The 19,033-nt window shown below is 64.8% G+C and carries 1 protein-coding gene (only partly in view); it reads left to right on the top strand.

Features of this window, described 5'->3' with window-relative positions:
* Positions 1-19,033, top strand: the 3' portion of a protein-coding gene (locus tag ACQP1G_RS12785) for an MFS transporter (protein ID WP_433202727.1). It extends 15,260 nt beyond the left edge of the window; 19,033 of the gene's 34,293 nt are visible here — the last part of the coding sequence; its start codon lies off the left edge, out of view; its stop codon occupies positions 19,031-19,033.

Raw genomic sequence — 19,033 nt, 5'->3', positions numbered from 1 at the left:
ACACGGCGAGTACGGCTACTTCGGTCTCGAAGGCATCGGCCGTGACTATGACGGGGAGAGATTCCGAAGGAACGCCCTTGTTCAAACCCAAACGCACGGCGGTGTCCGGCTCCCCAATATCACCGACGTCGTATTCCACCGTGAACTCCCGGACGAGCAAATGCGGGAAGACATGGCGAACGCTGGAATCCGATGGTTCCACTCCAGCGATGAACCGGCGCCGACCGCTCAGCAGTCCGTAACCGAGGGATCCAACACCGACACAACCGGTACTTCCGGGCCGAATACCTCCGCACCAGCGGAGCCCAGCACCGATGCCCCGCGCGAACGCCCGACCACCCCCACGCCCCGCCCGACCATGGTCCGCCGGGCTCCCGCGCCGGCAGGCCGCCCACCCGATCCGGCGGAGGCACTCGACCTACCTCCGCAGCGCGCCCGGGACGCGGCCGGTGCGCCGTTCCCGGTACAGCGCGGCGTTGCAGCCCCGTGGCTCGGCTTCGCCAATGCCCCAGGGGTCGGCGATGACGCGCGCGCGAATCCCGAAGGCGCGCGGCCGAATCCACCCGATAATCCCGACGAAGCGTCGGCCCCCAGCACCGAGCACAACCCCACACCTGCCGCCAACAACGAAAACTCCACGGGCACAGGCAGTTCCGACCCTGCATCCGCCGAGAACGAGCCCGCCGCGCAAAAGCAACCTAGTGGTAGCGGCCAAGCGAGCGCGAACACTGCCGATGCCGAACCGAGAACCGAAGCCGACACCGCACCAGAACCGGAAAGCCCAGCGCGACAACCACGCACGGTGACCTTGTCCAACCGCGAGACGGACATTCTCCGAATGCTCGTGGCGGGTATGAACTCCACCGAAATCGCGGCCGAGTTGCATTCGGCTCCCGCAACGGTCCGGACGCATGCCCGCCGTATCCACCGCAAGCTCGGCGTCGGTGCACGAACACATCTCGCGGAAGCCGCGCAGACAGCGGGCATCGATCTGAATACGCCCGCACAGCCGGGCACCTCCGTGCAGCATGCCACGCACGACGCACCAACCGAGACCACACAGCAGCCGCAATCCCATGCCGAGTGGCTGACGTCGGCGCAGGTGCCGCGCACGGTCGTGTCGTTGATCCGTGGGCTGTCACGGGAGGGTATGACCGAAGTGCTGGCGGATCCAGCACGGGCGCGGACGATAATCGCCGAGATCGGCCAGCGGTTCGCGGAGGCGGATCTGCCATTGAAGGTCGGCGGCGCCACCCGGCTGTTGACCGAGTTGTTCCCACCGGATCAGCTGGCCTATCTGCGGTATTCACTGGAACGGTCGATCGCGTCGGGATGCTTGCAGTACAAGCTGACCGAGACGGCGCTACAGCAGATGATGAGTCATCCGGAGCGGGTGAGCGCGGCACTGCTGTCGAACTATTCGGAAGTCGAACCCGGTTATTTCGCGTCCTGGCTGGACAGCGACTACGTAATGCATGGCCGGGACGGCTACCCCCGCGACAGCGGGCAGCATGCGTTCATGCAGGCGGCGGTCGAGCATCTGAGCGCGGTCTGGGATCTGGTGGACGGGCCGGTATGGCAGGAACTCGCGAGCATCAAGGATGAGCGTTCCCGTGACCGGGCACCGATCCTGGACGCGATCCCGCCGGACCGGCGGGCCGAGCTCGATCTACCCGCTCACTCGGTCGACGAATTCGATGTGCCGGGCAATAAGACAGTGCTCAGCGCCGCAACCAATATGGGCAGCGTACAGATCGTGCTGCGAGGTTATCTCGAAAGCCTCGCCGAGCACGCGGATGTAATCGAGGGCTGGTCGTGGGCCAGCATCCAGCACGGCATCCTCGAATTCGCCAGCCGCCTCAGCGTAATGGCGGGAGTCACCTTCACCACGCTGGGAGAATTCACCGAGCCCCGCAACCCACCACAATTCAGAATCGAACTCGACACCGCCAACCAAACCATCACATCGGTAGCGATCACCGGAACGACGAAACAAGCACGCGTCGGCGACCGCGGCGGAGTATGCCCAGGATTCGTCACCATCGATCCAACCGGAGAATCCGAAGCACCCACCGAACAACTGCGACTGTCACTACAAGAATTCGACGTCGAAGCGCACCGCCACAGCTCGGGCTCGAACATCGCCATGATGGTCGCCGGTTTCCTACTCCCACTGCTGGGACGCGATTTCCCCCAACTCCGACTCACCAACCCCACACTCACCGACCGATTGGCCGGACACACCGGCATCGAAGCGACAGCGGGCGAAGCCGCCGACGAAGCGCATACCGCAACAAATTCCGGCGACCCCACCGATGTTTCCGACCAACCGGCAGCACCTGTTGAAAACAGCCAGGTCTACCACCGACTCATGGCCGAGCTCGGCAACCCACGTATAGCACGAGACCTCGCCGCCAAAGTCCACGCCCGCGCCGCCCAAGAACAACTCCCCACCGACACCGAAGCCGCCGCACAACGACTGTTCGCTATCGCCGAAAACGTCATCGCCGAACACCGAGCCGCCATGGCACAACTCGAGGCAGCAGTCGGCGACCAACCCAAGCCCAAAAAACAACAACGCCTCACCCCCTTCCAACACGGCGGCATCTTCTTCCACAACCTCCCCGACAACCAACCACCCACCCCCGAAAACCCCGACGAAGCGTCGGCCCCCGACACCCAGCACAACCCCACACCTGCCGCCAACAACGAAAGTCCCACGGCCACGGGCAGTTCCGCCCCTGCCTCCGCCGAGAACCCGCCCGCCGCGCAAAAGCAACCTACCGGTAGCGAATCACTGCTGCGCCTGGTTCGCACCAACCCATATGTCGGCGTACGCCTCGGCGCCGAGGCCCTCAACGATGCCGGCTTCGAGGTCATGGCAACGGTGACGTCCCTGTACTTTCTGGAACACGGTGGACCAGGAGTGGCGGGCGCCGTTGGGTGGGCCACCCAGCTGCCGTACATCGGCGGCGCACTGATCGCGGGACATCTGACCGACCACGCCCCACCCAAGAAATTGCTGATGGGCAGCCAAGCCCTGGCAGCGACAGCAGGAATAGCAGCAACTGGCGCCCTCGCATCCGGAACGTCGTACTCCGTCCCCATACTCGTCGGAACGACACTCGTCGGAGCGTCCGCCGCCGTCCTCTACAGCAGCGCCGCCGGCAAGGTGATCATCGAAATGGTCGGCGATGCGCAAGACGGACTGACCCGTTTCAACAACCTCAAAATGAATATCACCCGCGTGCTGGGAAAGGGGCTCGGGCCCATGGCGCTGCAAGCCGGCGCATGGACAGCCCCCGTAATCGATGTCGTTACGAGCTTGGTGAATCTGGCGACATTGTCTCGGTTGCCGACGACTTCGAGCGCACCGAAGCCGGTTGAATCCGAGGGCACTTGGACCGATCTGCGCAAGTCGATCGCCGAGGGCTGGCATGCCATCCAGGATCTCCCCGTGAGGCGACGTTCCAATATCAACCTGGCCATCACCAATTTCTACTTGGGAATGCAGAGTCTGCAGTTCACGTCGGTGATCACCGACTCCGGCCTTACCGAGTGGCAGCAGGGAACGGCGCTGTTGATCACCCCGCTCGGGGGCGTGATCGGGAACCTGATACCCAAAAGCTGGTTGGAGAAGACCAGCATCGATACGCTGCTCACGGCCAGATTGGCCGGCCTGGCCGGGCCCGCGATACTCCAGGCGACCACCACCAACCCCTGGATAACCTCGGCAGGACTCGCCGCCACATGGGCAGTCCTCGGTGCGGCCGGGATACCTATCACCACCTACTCGAACAAGACAACCCCGTCCGAAGTGCGCGGACGAGTGAGAGCCTTCGCCGTCATGACGACCCGAGGCACGTTCGCGCTGGGTCCGGCGATCGCCGGCGGCGCAATAGCGCTAGTGGGACACCAAACTACCGGCACAGCCATCGCCGCGACATTCGGCACCATGGCCGGCTGGTCCCTTTACCATCGGCTGTTCAAAGCCCGGAGGCTGCTGGACTGCATCAATCAAACGTCCCGAGCAACCTGGGCACTCGGCCTCGACACGGGAATCAAACCAAAGAAATGGCAAAAGAGCCCGGAACACCTCCGGAGGGCCATCGCAACCCAGCTCGTAAAAGTCGAGTTCGATCCCGACACCGAGCACCCCGTCGCCAAGACCATAGACGCCGTCCAGAATCTCGAGGACGGAGTCGACACCGCCGTCCTCCTCCTTGCCGTCGGCGAGAAGTTGCACGCCTTGACCATCACCAACACCGACAACAAACCCGGCGGCAACATCGTCATCTTCGACACCAACATCACCAACCCCGGCGACCCCCACACCGACCCCAACGACCCAGAACGCATCCCCCGCGTCCGCACCCTCGACAAATGGGAAGAGTCCTACCCCGACATCGAAGAGGCATACGTCGCCTTCCTCACCACCGACGACGAAGACAACCTCACCAACCGCTACCCGCACCAGCCAGAGCTGGCACCCCCACCCGACGGCAAAGTCCTCGGCCCACTGCCGAGTCCGTCGGGCAGTGGCGCGTCCCCACGCGGAATCGTGGCGGACACCCCTGAACCCACACAGTCGACATCCGACCACGCGCCAAGCGGCCGAGCGAGCGCGAACACCGCCGATGCCGAACCGAGAACCCCTGCGGACCAACCGGATTCGAAGGCAGTCGCACCTCAGCACGCGCTCACAGCAGGCGCGGAAGACAGCCAGGTCTACCACCGCCTGATGGCCCAAGTCGGCAACCCACGAATCGCACGAGACCTCGCCGCCAAGGTCCACGCCCGCGCCGCCGAAGAACAACTACCCACCGACACCGAAGCCGCCGAACAACGACTGTTCGCCATCGCCGAAAACGTCATCGCCGAACACCGAGCCGCCATGGCACAACTCGAGGCAGCAGTCGGCGACCAACCCAAGCCCAAAAAACGACAACGCCTCACCCCCTTCCAACACGGCGGTGTCTTCTTCCACAACCTCCCCGGCGACCAACCACCCACCCCCGATAACCCCGACGAACCGTCGGCCCCCGACACCCAACACGACCCCAAACCTGCCGCCAACAACGAAAACCCCACGGGCACAGGCAGTCCGGCCACAGGCGAGCAATCGCTCTCCGTCACCGCTGCTGGCGCGGAGCAATCCAACGCGAGCACACCAGGCAGCCATGACAAGCCGAGTCCGACACCTGCGCGCAGAAACGAAAACCTGCCGTCCCTATGGAATCCGGACCATACGCCCGAAACCACGGTCTCCCGCGAAGAATGGGCGACGGGTCAGTGCAATATCGAGGCCCTCCTGCCAGGGCACTGGCCGCGCGCGGCCGGTAAACCGCTCGCGGTTCGGCTGATCTCCGCATTGCTGGATGATGCATTCGGCAACGGTGGCGGCACGCGGGCGACAATAGCGCTGTCGTCGGAACTCGCATCGTTGGTCGGCACCATCACCACCGATGGTCGTGCGTGGCCGGTGCCGGATGTGCCTGGGCCACAGGATACCTGGGTCATGGAACTGAACCGGGCCGCCGTCGAGTGGAGATACACATTCCACCAGAATCCGCTGGGCCGGGAGGTCGGCTTCAAGCTGTGGGATGCCAAAGAGGTGCCGAGGTCCACGCCCGACAAGTGGGTTATCCCGCAGACCGAGGGCTCCGAGGAAAACGAACCGGCGGACCTGGCGACCGGTGTACGCATCAGCCGAGGCCAAACCCGGTTGATCGCGGACACCCGTGCTGCCATCGTCCAGTTGGCGGGCGCTGGGCCGAGTCAGACCTTGTTTCCAGAATTGGCGTTCGCCGCGCTGCTCGACACCATATTCCGCTCCACCGACGCAGACGTACGGGTGCGCGCAACGATCTCGGACCAGGGCATCCTTCGGATCGAAGTCGCCGACTACAGCCGCCACCTCCCGCCGCTCGACGCGACGCGGTCCCCGAGCCGAGGGATCGCCACGATGGACGGCACCGCTGATCGCTGGGGCGTGGAACTACACCAGCGAGGCAAGACGGTGTGGTTCGAATACACCGTCGATCCGGCAGCCGCTACGCCCGAGTCCGATGCGCGCGCCACCAACCTGGCAATCGCTCTGGACGAGTCCCGTGACTGGCCGGCGGAACTATTGCGCGGCGGTACGGTCGAGGAGGTTGTGGCATGGTCGGAGCACACCTGGCACGTCGAGATGTCCGGCTTCACCGACCCGGACTCGGCCTGGTATGTGTCGCGCGGCCTGCACGACATGCTCATCGAACATCGCGCGATCCTCGTACGGAATGGAGCCGCCATCACCGTCGGCAAGGTGGGCGGCGGGAAAGGCATCGCTGTCGCGGCACGTCGCGACAACCATGGGCGAGTTCTGATCGAATCCATCACAGTGGACCGGCGGCTGCTCGGCACAGCGGATGCGCCCACAGGTGAACGCCTCTATGCGGCGACGGTCGGCGCGATCGGAGCCGCCGCCGACGCCGGAGTCGGCATAGTCAAGGAGCGTGGATTCCACTACCTCTTCACGCACTTCCGCGGGTCTCGGCTCGAACCGGTCGCCGATGCCGAGACGGCATTCGAACAGTGGGTCCGCGGTCAGCTCGGCGACGGGGTGATCCGGCCCCGCACGATGCTTCGACGTGCAGGAGTATCGAAGCGTTTCGATGCGGAGCAGGCCGCTCGCGCGGCGGTAGCCGATGTGCAGGTCAACGGATGGGACAACGCCTCGGACGCGGCACGGACGCTGTATCGACTGCTGTTCGCGCAAGTGCGCGTCGACCCGGAATCGCGAGACGTTCTCGACAACAATTCGCCGGAGATACGCCTGAAAGAGCTGTCCTGGCGGGACCGCAAGCCGGATAATTTGCCGGATCTGGTGGCAGCGTTCGATACCCAGCACGGCATTCCAGTGGTGGGGGCCGATATCCCGAATATCGACGAGAACGACGTTGTCGCATTCCTCCGCGGTCTCATGGCGATGTGCAACCTCTTCCCTGATATCCGAATAAGCGTGGCTGGTGTCGGCTGGTTGGGCGAATCAATCAAAGCTACGCCGGATGAAAATGGTGACGGCAGTGCGAACGAGGTAATTCTCAACGCGGAGTATACAGGTCGTGAATATTCCACATATTATGTCAATGACTTCCGGTACGGCGGTAGAAGCCATTACAATGAGGCTCAGTACCGCTTCGCATTGGTCATGGTCGCCGCCATCGGTCACGCGGTTTTGGACGATGTCTTTCCGGCGCTTCTCGCCCGTTGGCTCCACGGCAGAGCCAACAGACACTATGGATACGACACGGAATTCGAAAGATGGCTTGGTAAGCAATTCACCACGTACACTCGCCCGATTTACCCTGGCGGCCCCTTGTCGCCGGGGCAGCGCCTGCACCTCATCGAGAATGCGGCCCTCGCAGAATCAGTTCTCAGGGTTGTCGGCGGGTCCATAACATCAGGCCTGGGGGATACGGGCGACGGTAAACTCACCGACGGGCAGCGAGTGCTCGCTTCGCTGCTGCTGAAACACCTGAATTCGATGTCGGTCGACCGACTCGACGGACGCTCTCAGTCGCAGGCGTCGATTCCGGAATTGCCCGGCCCACCGCCCCCGAAGCCGCCGCATTGCGATTCGGCGGCCCTCGTCGGGGACGCGAACGAACTGCGGACCGAGTACCCGGCGGCCGCCGCCCTCGAATCAGCGCACACAGCAACAGATTCCGGCGATCCCGCAGATGTTTCCGACCAACCCACAGCAGCCGCGGAAGACAGCCGGATCTACCACCGACTGATGGCCGCGCTCGGCAACCCACGAATCGCACGAGACCTCGCCGCCAAAGTCCACGCCCGCGCCGCCCGAGAACAACTACCCACCGACACCGAAGCCGCCGCACAACGACAGTTCGCCATCGCCGACAACGTCCTGGCCGAACACCGAGCCGCCATGGCACAACTCGACGCAGCCGTCGGCGACAAACCCGCACCCCGAAGACAACCCCGCCTCGTCCCCTTCCAACACGGCGGCCTCTTCTTCCACAACCTCCCCGACAACCAACCACCCACCCCCGGCGAACCCGCCCAACCGCACCAGCAACGCAAAACCCAAGGCACACCGGACAACATCGCCCCGACATCCAGCACCACCGAGGCACCGCACGAAACGAGCGGCACCCCAGCGCCACCGGTCGCGGATGTCGTGAATGGCGGCCGTGCGGATACGCCTGCTGATGCGGCCGTCGATTTTCCGAGCGGGCGCAGCGACAAGGATGCGGCACCGTCGGTGGTCAACCGTCTCGGCGGCGCGGAATCAGCGGGCCCCGTCCCGGAAACACCATGGAACAGTCGTCGCAAGCCCAGCAACCCGACGCCCTGGACCGGCAGTAAAGGCAGTAACCACCCGGCCCGTCGTACGAAGGGCGCCCCGCGGAGAGCAGCCGGGTTCACCGAATTTCGGGCTGGGCTCTGCGCGATACTGGCGGCCGGTACCAAAGCACCCGATCCAGCTCAGGCGCTGGCCGAGGCCACCGCCGAGCAGATTCTGGAAGCCATCGACAGGCTTCCACTCAACCAGCGGAATGCCCTGCGGGGTCTGGATACCGAGAGCCCTTCTGCTGCGGAAACACAGTGGAATCCCAACGAAATTGAGAGCGTCGTAGTCGAGGCCGCCGACAACTTGATCAAGGCGATCGTGCGCGCCGAACACACCAAACTTGCTGCACTGCCCCGAGCATTGGCCGAGGCTAATCCATCCCAATTGCAGGCCGCGCTCGCCCTGCTCGGGGGTACTCAGCGGCGTATCGTCCTCGGCCTGTTCCGTGAGCGAATACCTCCAGGCGACCTAGCCGTGGCAATGGGACTCGGGCAGCCGACGATCAAGCTGATGACGGAAGGTGCCATCCGCCGGATGGCCAGACATCTCGCCGACAAACGCCGCGAAAACCTCTGGCCCGCACAAAAGCAATCCCCGGACTCGTTCAGCGGTGAGAGCATCGTCCACGCGGGGAGCGAGTTCCTGGTCGATGTCCTGAGCCGGTTGGAAGAGTTGCACGCCTCCCAGGTGATGTCCCCCCGTGTCGTCGTAGAGCCCAGCATCACCTATAGGTTGACTCCTCGTCAGGTCGAGATTCTTCGTCTGATGGCGAAGGACATGACTTACCCGGAAATCGCGGTGGCCACTGGGACTTCCAAGTTTGCGGTGGAGGCACAGAGGGTCGCCATCGCTCGTGAGTTCGGTATCAGCGATCGGAACGGGATCGTTGAGATGGCGATACTCAAGGGCATCATCGATGACGACTCCGACACACAGAACTCCGACAACGACACCCCGGCAGCCGATGGAGCCGCGGTCGAGGCCGCCCAGTCGCTCGAGCCGTCACCGCCCGAGCCGCCCCGGCCGCCTACCCCGGAGGAGCTGACGGCTTACCCGGGACTGTCGGGCCGTCAGATCCAAGTGCTCGGTTTGGCCGTGCTGGATATGTCGAACCAAGCCATCGGTAAAAGACTTGGAATGACACCACATTCCGTAGAGGACTGCCTGACCCGCGCGGGCCGCTCATTCGGCACCCGCGGTCGCGTCGCCACGGTTGCGAAGGCGAAAGAGCGGATAAATGATGTCCGCAATGCCGATCCTGGCATGCCACCACCGAATTCGCAGCCCACGGCGCGGCCCACGACTACCGTGCACGTCCCCGACAGCCCCGCCGCCACGGTGAGCGAGCCCGCGAAGAAAACGATTCCCGCCATCGGCGGCGCCGGTCACCACTGGGACGGCGACGCCCTGGACGGCCTCGAAAAACCACAACAAATGCGCAAACGGCTGAACCGGCTCGGCATCGTTAACGCACACGGCGGTGGATGGGTCCGCGGAGGCCAGCATCAACCCGATCCCGGAGCCGAGCACGAGGTGGCGGACGCGCCCGCGCGGCGGGCGCGGCTGGTCCGGCAGCGCGAGCAAGCGCGCGAAATGCGCGACGCCGCAGCCGAGATGCGCGACGACGTCGACCCCGCGACGCTGGAGGTGGATCCCGCACGGCCGGATCAGGTCGCGCCACGACTGGAGCAACTGCGGCAAGAGCGCGACACAGTGCTCGACGGGTTGGTCCAGCGTGGGGAACGAGCCGAGGATCTGAACGCGGACCGGTTGGACACCCTGTCAATGGAGGCCGATCCCGAGGTGGCCGCCCTGGCCGGGGACTTGTTGGAGCTCAACACCCTGGTGGACAACGCCGACGAGGTCAACCGGCTCGACGCCGAGATCCGCAGCCTCGACGCCCAGGCCCCGGTTTTGCATGGGCGGATCGTGACCGACGAGGGCGTCGCTACCACCCCGGTGCCCGTGCGGCGCGTGGAAGACGACCTGCCCTTCGTGTATCGCCCGTCGATGTCCGACGAGGAATTCGACGCGCTTCCACTGGAACGCAAACACGAAGTGGCCCTCGCGGAATTGTCCGCAACGGCACTCATGTTCGAAACCCGCGAGCAGGCCATCGACTACGCCCGGCAGTACTGGAACGAGAATTTTGCGGAGCCGGTCCGCGAATCCCTGGCCTGGATCAAAGGCGCGGTATCGGAGAGTCCGCTGGGGTATGTGGCGGCCAATGTCTACCTGACCACTCCCGAAGAGCAACGTTCCGCGAACGACGATGCGGTGCAACATGTTCGCCGTGTTGACGAAACGATGCACCACCGACGTTCCGATCGCGATCTGTTCGTGACGATCCCGTTGGTGTCGGACGGGACCACCGGGGTTTCCTGGAACCCTGGCTACAGCACCGCCGAAATCGGCCACATCCCGTCGAACCGGTTCGATTTCCTGGACGTCGGAATATTCTTGGCCCCCAAGGGAACCCGGCTGTTGTGGGTCGAATCCGTCACCGGGGTCCCCGAAGGCGCCCTCGGACACGGATTCACTCGGGTGACTACCCGCATCGTCACAGACGGGGACCAGACCTTCGAGTACGGCTATCAGTTGCCGCAGACCGGCGAGGCAACTGGGCCCAGGCAGCTGACCGGTGGACCGGATACGCGGCGCCCGGCCGCCTTGGAAGGCGACGACGCCCGCCGAGCGCTGCCGCCGGCCTCCACCGAAGCCACCGCCACGATGGACCCGGCGCCCGGCGACGTGTCCGGTGCGCATACGGACACAGCCGAAGAACGCCGCCCAGCGGATGCGACGGCCGCCGAACCACCAACGGAGACACAGCAGCCCTCCGTCGGTACGACCACCGAAACCCCCGCGCACTCGACCGGCGAGACCCCCCACACCCCGCAAGGCAAACCCGCACAGCCTCCGCACGACTTCCATATCGTCGCCAACCCCGACGACGACCTTTTCGGCGACCTCGGTAACCCCCTCAACCCCGGCCGCAAACCACTACGCGGAAACAGACGGGTAGAAGAACTCGGAAAAGTTTACATCGACGGCGGTGGCTTCGGCCCCGACGCGAACGCCGGTCGGCGGAAGGCACAGGCGGCCGCGCCCGCCGAATCCGCGCAAACACCACCCGCCGAATCCGCACCGGCTCCGCCCGCTGCACCGTCCCAGGAATCCGAGGCGGTCGAAGAGCCGGTATCGCCGGGGAAATTGCTTATCGTCAACAAGCCGTACCGGCAGCTGGCCATCTCCAACACCGTCTCCACCGCGGGCGACAGCATTCAGTTGGCGGCCATGCCGCTGTTGATCATGAGCCTGACGGGTTCGCCGACGGCGGCGGGCGTGGCCACAGCCGCGGTCACTGTACCGAAGATCGTTTTCGGGCTCCCGGCGGGCTGGATCGCCGACTCCCGCGACCGCGTAAAGACGATGCGGAACGCACAGTGGACAGGTCTGACGGCCGCTGCCGCCGCCGGCGCCGCAGTGGCCCTCGGCGTCCCGGATATCGGCCTGATACTCACCGGGACAACCCTGGTGGAGAGCACTGCGGCCACGTTCTACCTGAGCAGTCTCCGGGGCACGATCCGAGATCTGGTCACACCCGCGCAACTGCCGGCGGCGAACCGCCTGACCGCAATCGATGGGTATGTCGCCGGCACGGGTGGGCGAGCGCTCGGGCCCGTACTGCTGAGTGTGGCGAATTGGCTGCCGTTCATGGCGAACGGAGTTTCGTACCTTGGGAACCAGACGGCGCTGACTCGGATACGAGAGTCTGTCCCACCGCATCTCCCGCAGGACCGCCGCGCATTCCGGACCATATTCCTCGATATTCGCGACGGTGTACAGGCGGTCTGGCATGAGCCATTCCTTCGCGAATACTCCTTGGTCACAACGGCCACCAATGCGGCGTTCGTGGCTTTGAACTTGCGCACCGCCGCCCTGGTCAGCGAAACCGACATGCAGACCGCGGCAGCCGCGGCGGTCCTCAGTGCCGGCGCTGTCGGTGGCGTAATCGGCGGGCTGGGGCTGCCGAAGAAATGGATCAGCGAGGCCGACACCAACATCCTGTTCCCGGTAGCGCTGACCGGGTTCGCCGGAGTCGCCGCACTCCAGGCGGCCACCACCAACCCCTTCATCATGGCCGCTGGTGCACTCGGCGTCTCGGTGATCGGCGTCGGCATGAATGTCCTGGTCGCCGGACATTTGCAGCAGACTGTTCCCGAGGAGCTCTACGGCCGAGCGACCAGCGCGAAGGATCTGGTCCTGTATTCCGGAACGGCTGCCGGTGCACTACTGGGCGGCGCCACGCTCTCGGCACAAGGAATCGTCCCCGCCGGCTGGGTGTTCGCCGGAGTCGTCGGCGCGGCCGCCGTCGGTAGGATCGTGCCCCGACTCGTCAAATGGGGTCGCGGCCTGTTCGGGCTGCACTCGCACGGATCCGAAACCCAGCCGACGCCCGAGCGAACACAGGCTCGAGAACCCAACCCATCCGCGGAGGCACCCGAAGCAGCCGGCAGCAAGGCCCGCCCCGATTCCACTCGCGCGGAAGAGTCCTACGACCACGGCGCCAACTTCTCCGACCAGCCCGACGAGCCACGAATGATCGGCCCGCAACAACCCGCGACCGCCGCCGGTTCGCCGGTGCCCGAGGCCGGGGCTGCAGACCTGGCGGCCGAAGGCGGGCACACGGACGCCGAATCCACCACACACCCTCGGCCCGCACGCCCGACCGGCTCGACCACAACGGAAGCCGATGCCGCTCTGCACGCGGCAGGCACGCGCTCGCCGAGCCGCGAACTGGGCACACCCCCCGCCCCGCAAGGCAGGCCCGCGCACCCTGTGATCGGCTGGGGCGTCGCTGTCCCCGACCCCGACGCCCCCTGGGACGGAGGAGAATTCAAATTCCGTCCCGCACGAAAGCTCGCAGCCGACCTCGGCGTGGAGCACATCGACGGCGGCGGCTGGGTACGTGGAGCAGATGAACCCCGGTCCGATCAGAACGCGCGGCCGAGCGTGATCCAGCAGGTGTTACCGCCCGAGGTGCATGTTGCCGAGATCGTCGGGAATGAGCGCAGCACCGTGCTGAACGTACGGTTGTGCGCCGAACAAGCACTCGACGCTCGTGGTCTGGGCGATGCACCGATCCCCGTGGGAGCCGACGGAGAGCCGCAATGGCCCGAAGGACTGATCGGGACAACCGTCCGAACCGAGAACTACACGGCCGTCGCCCTCGCCGGCGCCGACGAATTTCTGGACATCAACGTCGACGCCAAGGATCATGTCGGCGTTCGAACCACCGAGCTGAAGGGTATGACGCAACGCGAGGAGCGCACCCGCTTGCAGGAACTCACCCTGGCCCACACCGGGACCCACTGGGATCAAGTGCTGGCCTCCGCCAAGAACAACATCCTCGACCTGTACGCGCGACTCACCGGGCACCAGCTGAAGCACAACCAGGTGGAGGTGACGATCCATCCCGACACCGCCCACGCCGAGACCGGCACGTTCGAGGCACGGCTCGCGGACGACGCGGTGCGATCCGAGTCTTCGCCACCGGCATTTACCGGCCGCTTCCATGTCGGCGCGGTCGTTGTCACCGCAATCGCGCTACGGCACGACAACCACGCGGTCGAGGAGATCACCGATGCGCCCGAACCCGAGGAGCTCGGTGTTGCGTCCGAACGCACCGAGGCCGGAGAACCGGCCCAATCCGGCCCGTCCGGGCGCCGCAACACCGCCGAACTCGTTGCGGCCGTGCGAGCCGGTGACGTGGATGCTTACGGCGAGTTGTATGAGCGGCACGTCGCCACGGCACGCAGGGCAACAGTACGTCTCGACGCCCCAGCCGACTTGGTCGACGATGTCGTGTCCGAGGCATTCACCAAGGTGTTGGCGACGCTCCGCAACGACCGCGGACCTTGGTGGGACTTCCGTCAATACCTGCTCACCACGATCTACCATTCCGTGAACACCGGACAATTCCGCCCCGACACGCGTCTGGTGCTCCCCGGCGATATGGGCGACTACGACGTGGCCGAGCCATTCACCGACACCGTGGTAGCAGCCCACGAAAGGTCCATGGCAGCACGGGCATTGAACTCCTTGCCAGAAACTATGCAAACCGTGTTGTGGCACACCGAAATTCAGGACCTGACCACAACCGAAACAGCCGAACTACTGGAGTCCAACGCAAACGCCACCGCGGCGGCCGCCTTCCGAGCGCGGGAGCGCCTGCGCCAGATGTATCTGCAGATGCATCTGAAGCAGCCAACCACCGAGGCGTGCCGCGCCACGGTGGAAAACCTTGGTGCGTGGGCGCGCAACGGTCTGCGCAAGCGGGCCGCCACCAAGATCGCGACCCATCTGAACGACTGCGAGAACTGCCGGGAGCTGGCCGCATACGTGTCGGAGGAGAACCGCAACCTGGGTGGCCCACGACGCAGCGCCGCCGACTTCGAGGAACAACCAGTCGAACCGGCGATCGGCGACGGCGAAACAGATGACGACCCTGACGGCGGCACCGCTACGCCACAACCGAGCCCCGAGCCGCCCATCGGCGGACCTCCCAGTGCGGCGCGAACGCCGACGGAGAACGAAGCCGGAAACTCGCCTAACCACCCAGCCCACGCCACCGGGGGCGGCGGGGTGCGCGAAACCGTGGTGCAGCGCCCCGAAGCCCGTCTCTCACAACCGCTTTCGGGCACCATCGCCGTCCGATCGCTCGCTGGGGTATACGACGAAAACCGTTCCGTAGGTGGGGTGGTGACCGCCGGGACTGTGGCAGATGACTCGAATTCCCTTGTGTTGCAGGCGGTTGAGGCTCGCGGACCGAGCCACCTGGACCTGCGGAAGAAGTTCTCGACTCCGGACCTGATCCCGATCACGTACAACTCGATCACGGTGAACGTCCGTATCGACTACAGCGATTATCCCGATACCGGCCCCCACGCGTGGATCCTGTACCTCAACCCCGATCTGGACAACCCCGACTTCAACAACCTGCACGCCATGATCGACGAAGCTCTGAGGAATCGCTTCCACGGCAGAGTGATACAGGTCGAGGAGGAGCACAACTTCGGCAAGAGCCAGGTGGATCCCGACCTCAGATCGACTGGCACACAGCGCAAACTCCGCCCGCGCCCACAGACCGCAGCACGCGCCTCGGGAGCACCGGCCGCCCCTCCCCCAGGGCCACAGGTACAGGTCCACGGCTTCGACGAGCGCGCCGCCCTCGGTCTCACCGAGCCAAAGCAGAACCCGCGACGCGCAGACGGATTTGCCGGGCTCCCCCCTGGCGCGGTGGCGTTCCACCACAACCACGAGAACGGCCAGGAATGGGGCCAGGAGGCACAGCACCCGAATCCCGAATCGCCCACACCACCCGAAGAAAAGGAGCCACCACAGCCCCCTGCAACGCCGACGGCGGCGGCTGGGTTCCGGGGCGCAGGCAAAACCCCGCCGATCAAACCGGATACCGGCCTCAATATTCATGCGTCTCGAGTCCCGCAATCCGGCGATTCCCAGCCTGGCCAGGGAGATTCCGGCTTGGCGCATATTAGACGGCTCGCGGAGACCGAGCTCGCCAGGCTCCGACGCAATCGAGATCTCGCCGCCCAGCTGCTGCGTTTGGATCCCGAGGCAAATGACAGTGCATTGCTGCGTGAAATAGCTTCTACGCATCCTTTCGACGACGCCTACGCATTCCGGACCGGCCCCCGCGGCAGGGAACTCATCGGCGACATCGAGAGACACCTGATCGCCGAGGACCAAGTCCGCCGTCTCGACGGCGCTGCCAGAGACCTTCTGCATGCACAGGTATTCGCGGCGCGCTACGGCGGAAACGCGAATGCGAAGGCTGCCCGGGTGGCGGAGATAGTCCAGGCAAGCCGGGAGGGTACGGGCGTGCTCGGCGACACCGCTTCCCCGTCCGTCCCCTACGACGGCCGCGCAGCGGTGGCCAGCGCCGTCAACGATCTGTATCGAGCGGAGGTGATACCGCATTCCGAACGGCCGAGCGGCTCGAGCAAGCTCACCGAAGCCGACTTGGAAGCCATGTCGCGAGGGACATTCACACAACCGGCCACCCCGCGCCGCATCAACGCCATACTCGCGCTGCTCGGGGACAACGCTTCAGTTGTTGTCGACAGCGGCGGCGAGCAGGCACGACCGTTTGTCCTGCACCGCTATAACGATAAGGTCGTGCGGATCGACCCTGGCGCGGACGCTGTCGTGGATCGGTTCCGTGCAGACGATCATGCACCGCCCGCACGGGCCCTCTTCTTCGACGGCAGCGGAAATCCGGTGCCGACACTCCTATTGGACTGGATCAACACCGCCTTCGACATCGAGCATCCGTTCCAGCTTGCCGCCGATCCCGGGGTATCCGGTGATGAGGAAGTCGCCCGGGGGGTCTGGGGAAAGTTCGGAGCAGCGGGCGTGTTGATCAGGCACGTCGACAGTGCCGGTACCGCCAGGTTCTTGGTTGCGAAATCGGCGCAGGGCTTTTCTCGAGGAAATTGGCAGCTGCCCGGTGGTGCTTTGCATTCGAAGGAATCTCCCGTTCAGGGCGCCGCGCGTGAACTCATCGAAGAACTCGGTGTGCGCGAGGTCGATGTGCAAAAGCTGCGACTGCTCGACACCTGGGTCGGACGCGCACGCAAGCGCGGGTCCAAGAATTGGACCTACACCACCTTGCTCGCCGATGCGCCGCAACGGTTCGACCTCGTTTGCGATGGCATAGAGACCGAGCGTGCCGAATGGCTCACTCGCGAACAGCTGGTGGCAATGGTCGCCAACGGCGAAGTCCATTCCGCACTCGCCGCGGACTTTCCCGCTCTACTCGAGCTCCTGGATTCCCGGCCGCCTGAACAATCTTGGAGTCCACTTGCCGCATTCCGGGCGGTGTACGGATCAATCAGGGACGACTACCACGCCCATGCCGAGCTGGTGCGACAATCCCATCCCGGTTTGGATGAGCGCCTCATTCCCGGGTATGTCGCGATCCGCACTTATACAACCAACGAATACTGCGAGGAGATGAATGCCGCACTGCGCTCCGGCGATCCCGAGCGAATCAGCGCCTACCTCCACCTGATACAAGCCATCACTTCCGCGCTCGAAACACTTCGTCCGTACCTCGGTGTGGTGGAACGGCGAATCCAGGTATCGCCCGGCGAGCTCGTCCGCTTTCTGAAGAAGTACCGGAGAATGGAGGTTGTTACGGAGCCCGCATTCGTCAGCGCCAGCAAGCATGGTAACCGCCGCGGAAACGTACGCTTCATCATCCACTCCGCCACCGGCCGAGATATCTCGAATATCTCCGATAATCCGGGCGAAGGCGAAGTGCTGTTCGCCCCGGGCACTCATTTCCAGATCATGCGGCGCCCGACCCGGAAAAATGGGGAATGGGTTATCGAACTTCTGGAGGTCGCCGGGCTCCCCCCTGGCGCGGTGGCGTTCCACCACGACCACGAGAACGATCAGGAGTGGGTCGCCCAGCCGACGGCACCTCCTCGCGACGACACCCGCCAGACCCCAGGCGGATCCGCGACCGATGGGCCACCCCCAGGTCCGGTCACGTATGTCCACGACGTCAACGTCGATCGCGCGGCGCGTGACCTCCCACCCCTGCGCAAGAACCATCGGCCGCTGAGAACCGGAACAGGACTCCACGGCAACGAAATCGGCGGCACCGTCAACCATCACCACACCGAAGACCTCGACGGGCGGCCGTACCCGAACATCGACGGCGCAACACAACCGAAGACCCCCACCGACAATGCCGAACCCACGCACGACCACAAGAACAGCCAGGATGCCGACGCGGAAACTGCGCGGCTCCTGCAGTCACTCGAGCAGTACGTCGCGACCGGCAGGCGTCAACAGGCGGTCGATCTGCTCCGCAACCGGTTCGGAGACAAGGAGGTTTTCCGGTCGGTTCTGGCACGCGTGGGTGAACCACGGATGGCTCGGGAGATCTTCGACGAGGCGTGCGCGAACGCGGTCGATCACCTCGGTGAGATCGGTACGCGAGACGTCGAGCAGTGGCTCCTCACCCGGGCCCGGAACGTAATGGCGGAACATGGCGTTTTCGCTGTCTTTCGCCGCAGACTCGTAGCCGCGGTCACCGACGTCGAGGGCGTCGGCCCCATCTGCAACGCACTGGCCGGGATGACCAGGAACGACTTCCGGGTCAACGGCCTGCCTGCCCTGGGTCCTGACCAGCAAAGAGCTGTCCTTCGGTTCTGGCCGGTACAGCGACCCGGAGCCCAACATCCGGTTCCGCACGGCGCCCTCGATGCCGAGGATCCCATGGTGTGGGCCGCAATCCGCAAGTTGGCCGGCGCCATCGAATCCGACGCACGGGCCGATGGCGACGCCCGGGTGGCCGATGGGAATGCCCTCGCGGGGACGGAACGGCGGTCTCGTATGGCGCTGCCCGAGTCGCCGGGACATGGCGGGCTTTCAGATATCGAGCTAGGGGTTCTCCGTCTGATGGCCGCCAAAAAGACGACAAAAGAGATCGCTGATCTTCTCAATGTGAAAACGGGCCAAGTGCACTACCGCATCGAACGTATCCGAGGCAAGCTCGGGGTCGGTGGTGACTGGGCGACAATTGTGGCAGTAGCCATAAGCCGACGAATCATCAGCATCGATGATTCTCGTCCCTGA

Source organism: Nocardia sp. CA-107356, from assembly GCF_050946365.1.
Taxonomy (GTDB): domain Bacteria; phylum Actinomycetota; class Actinomycetes; order Mycobacteriales; family Mycobacteriaceae; genus Nocardia.
This window is presented reverse-complemented; position numbering and strand designations above follow the sequence as displayed.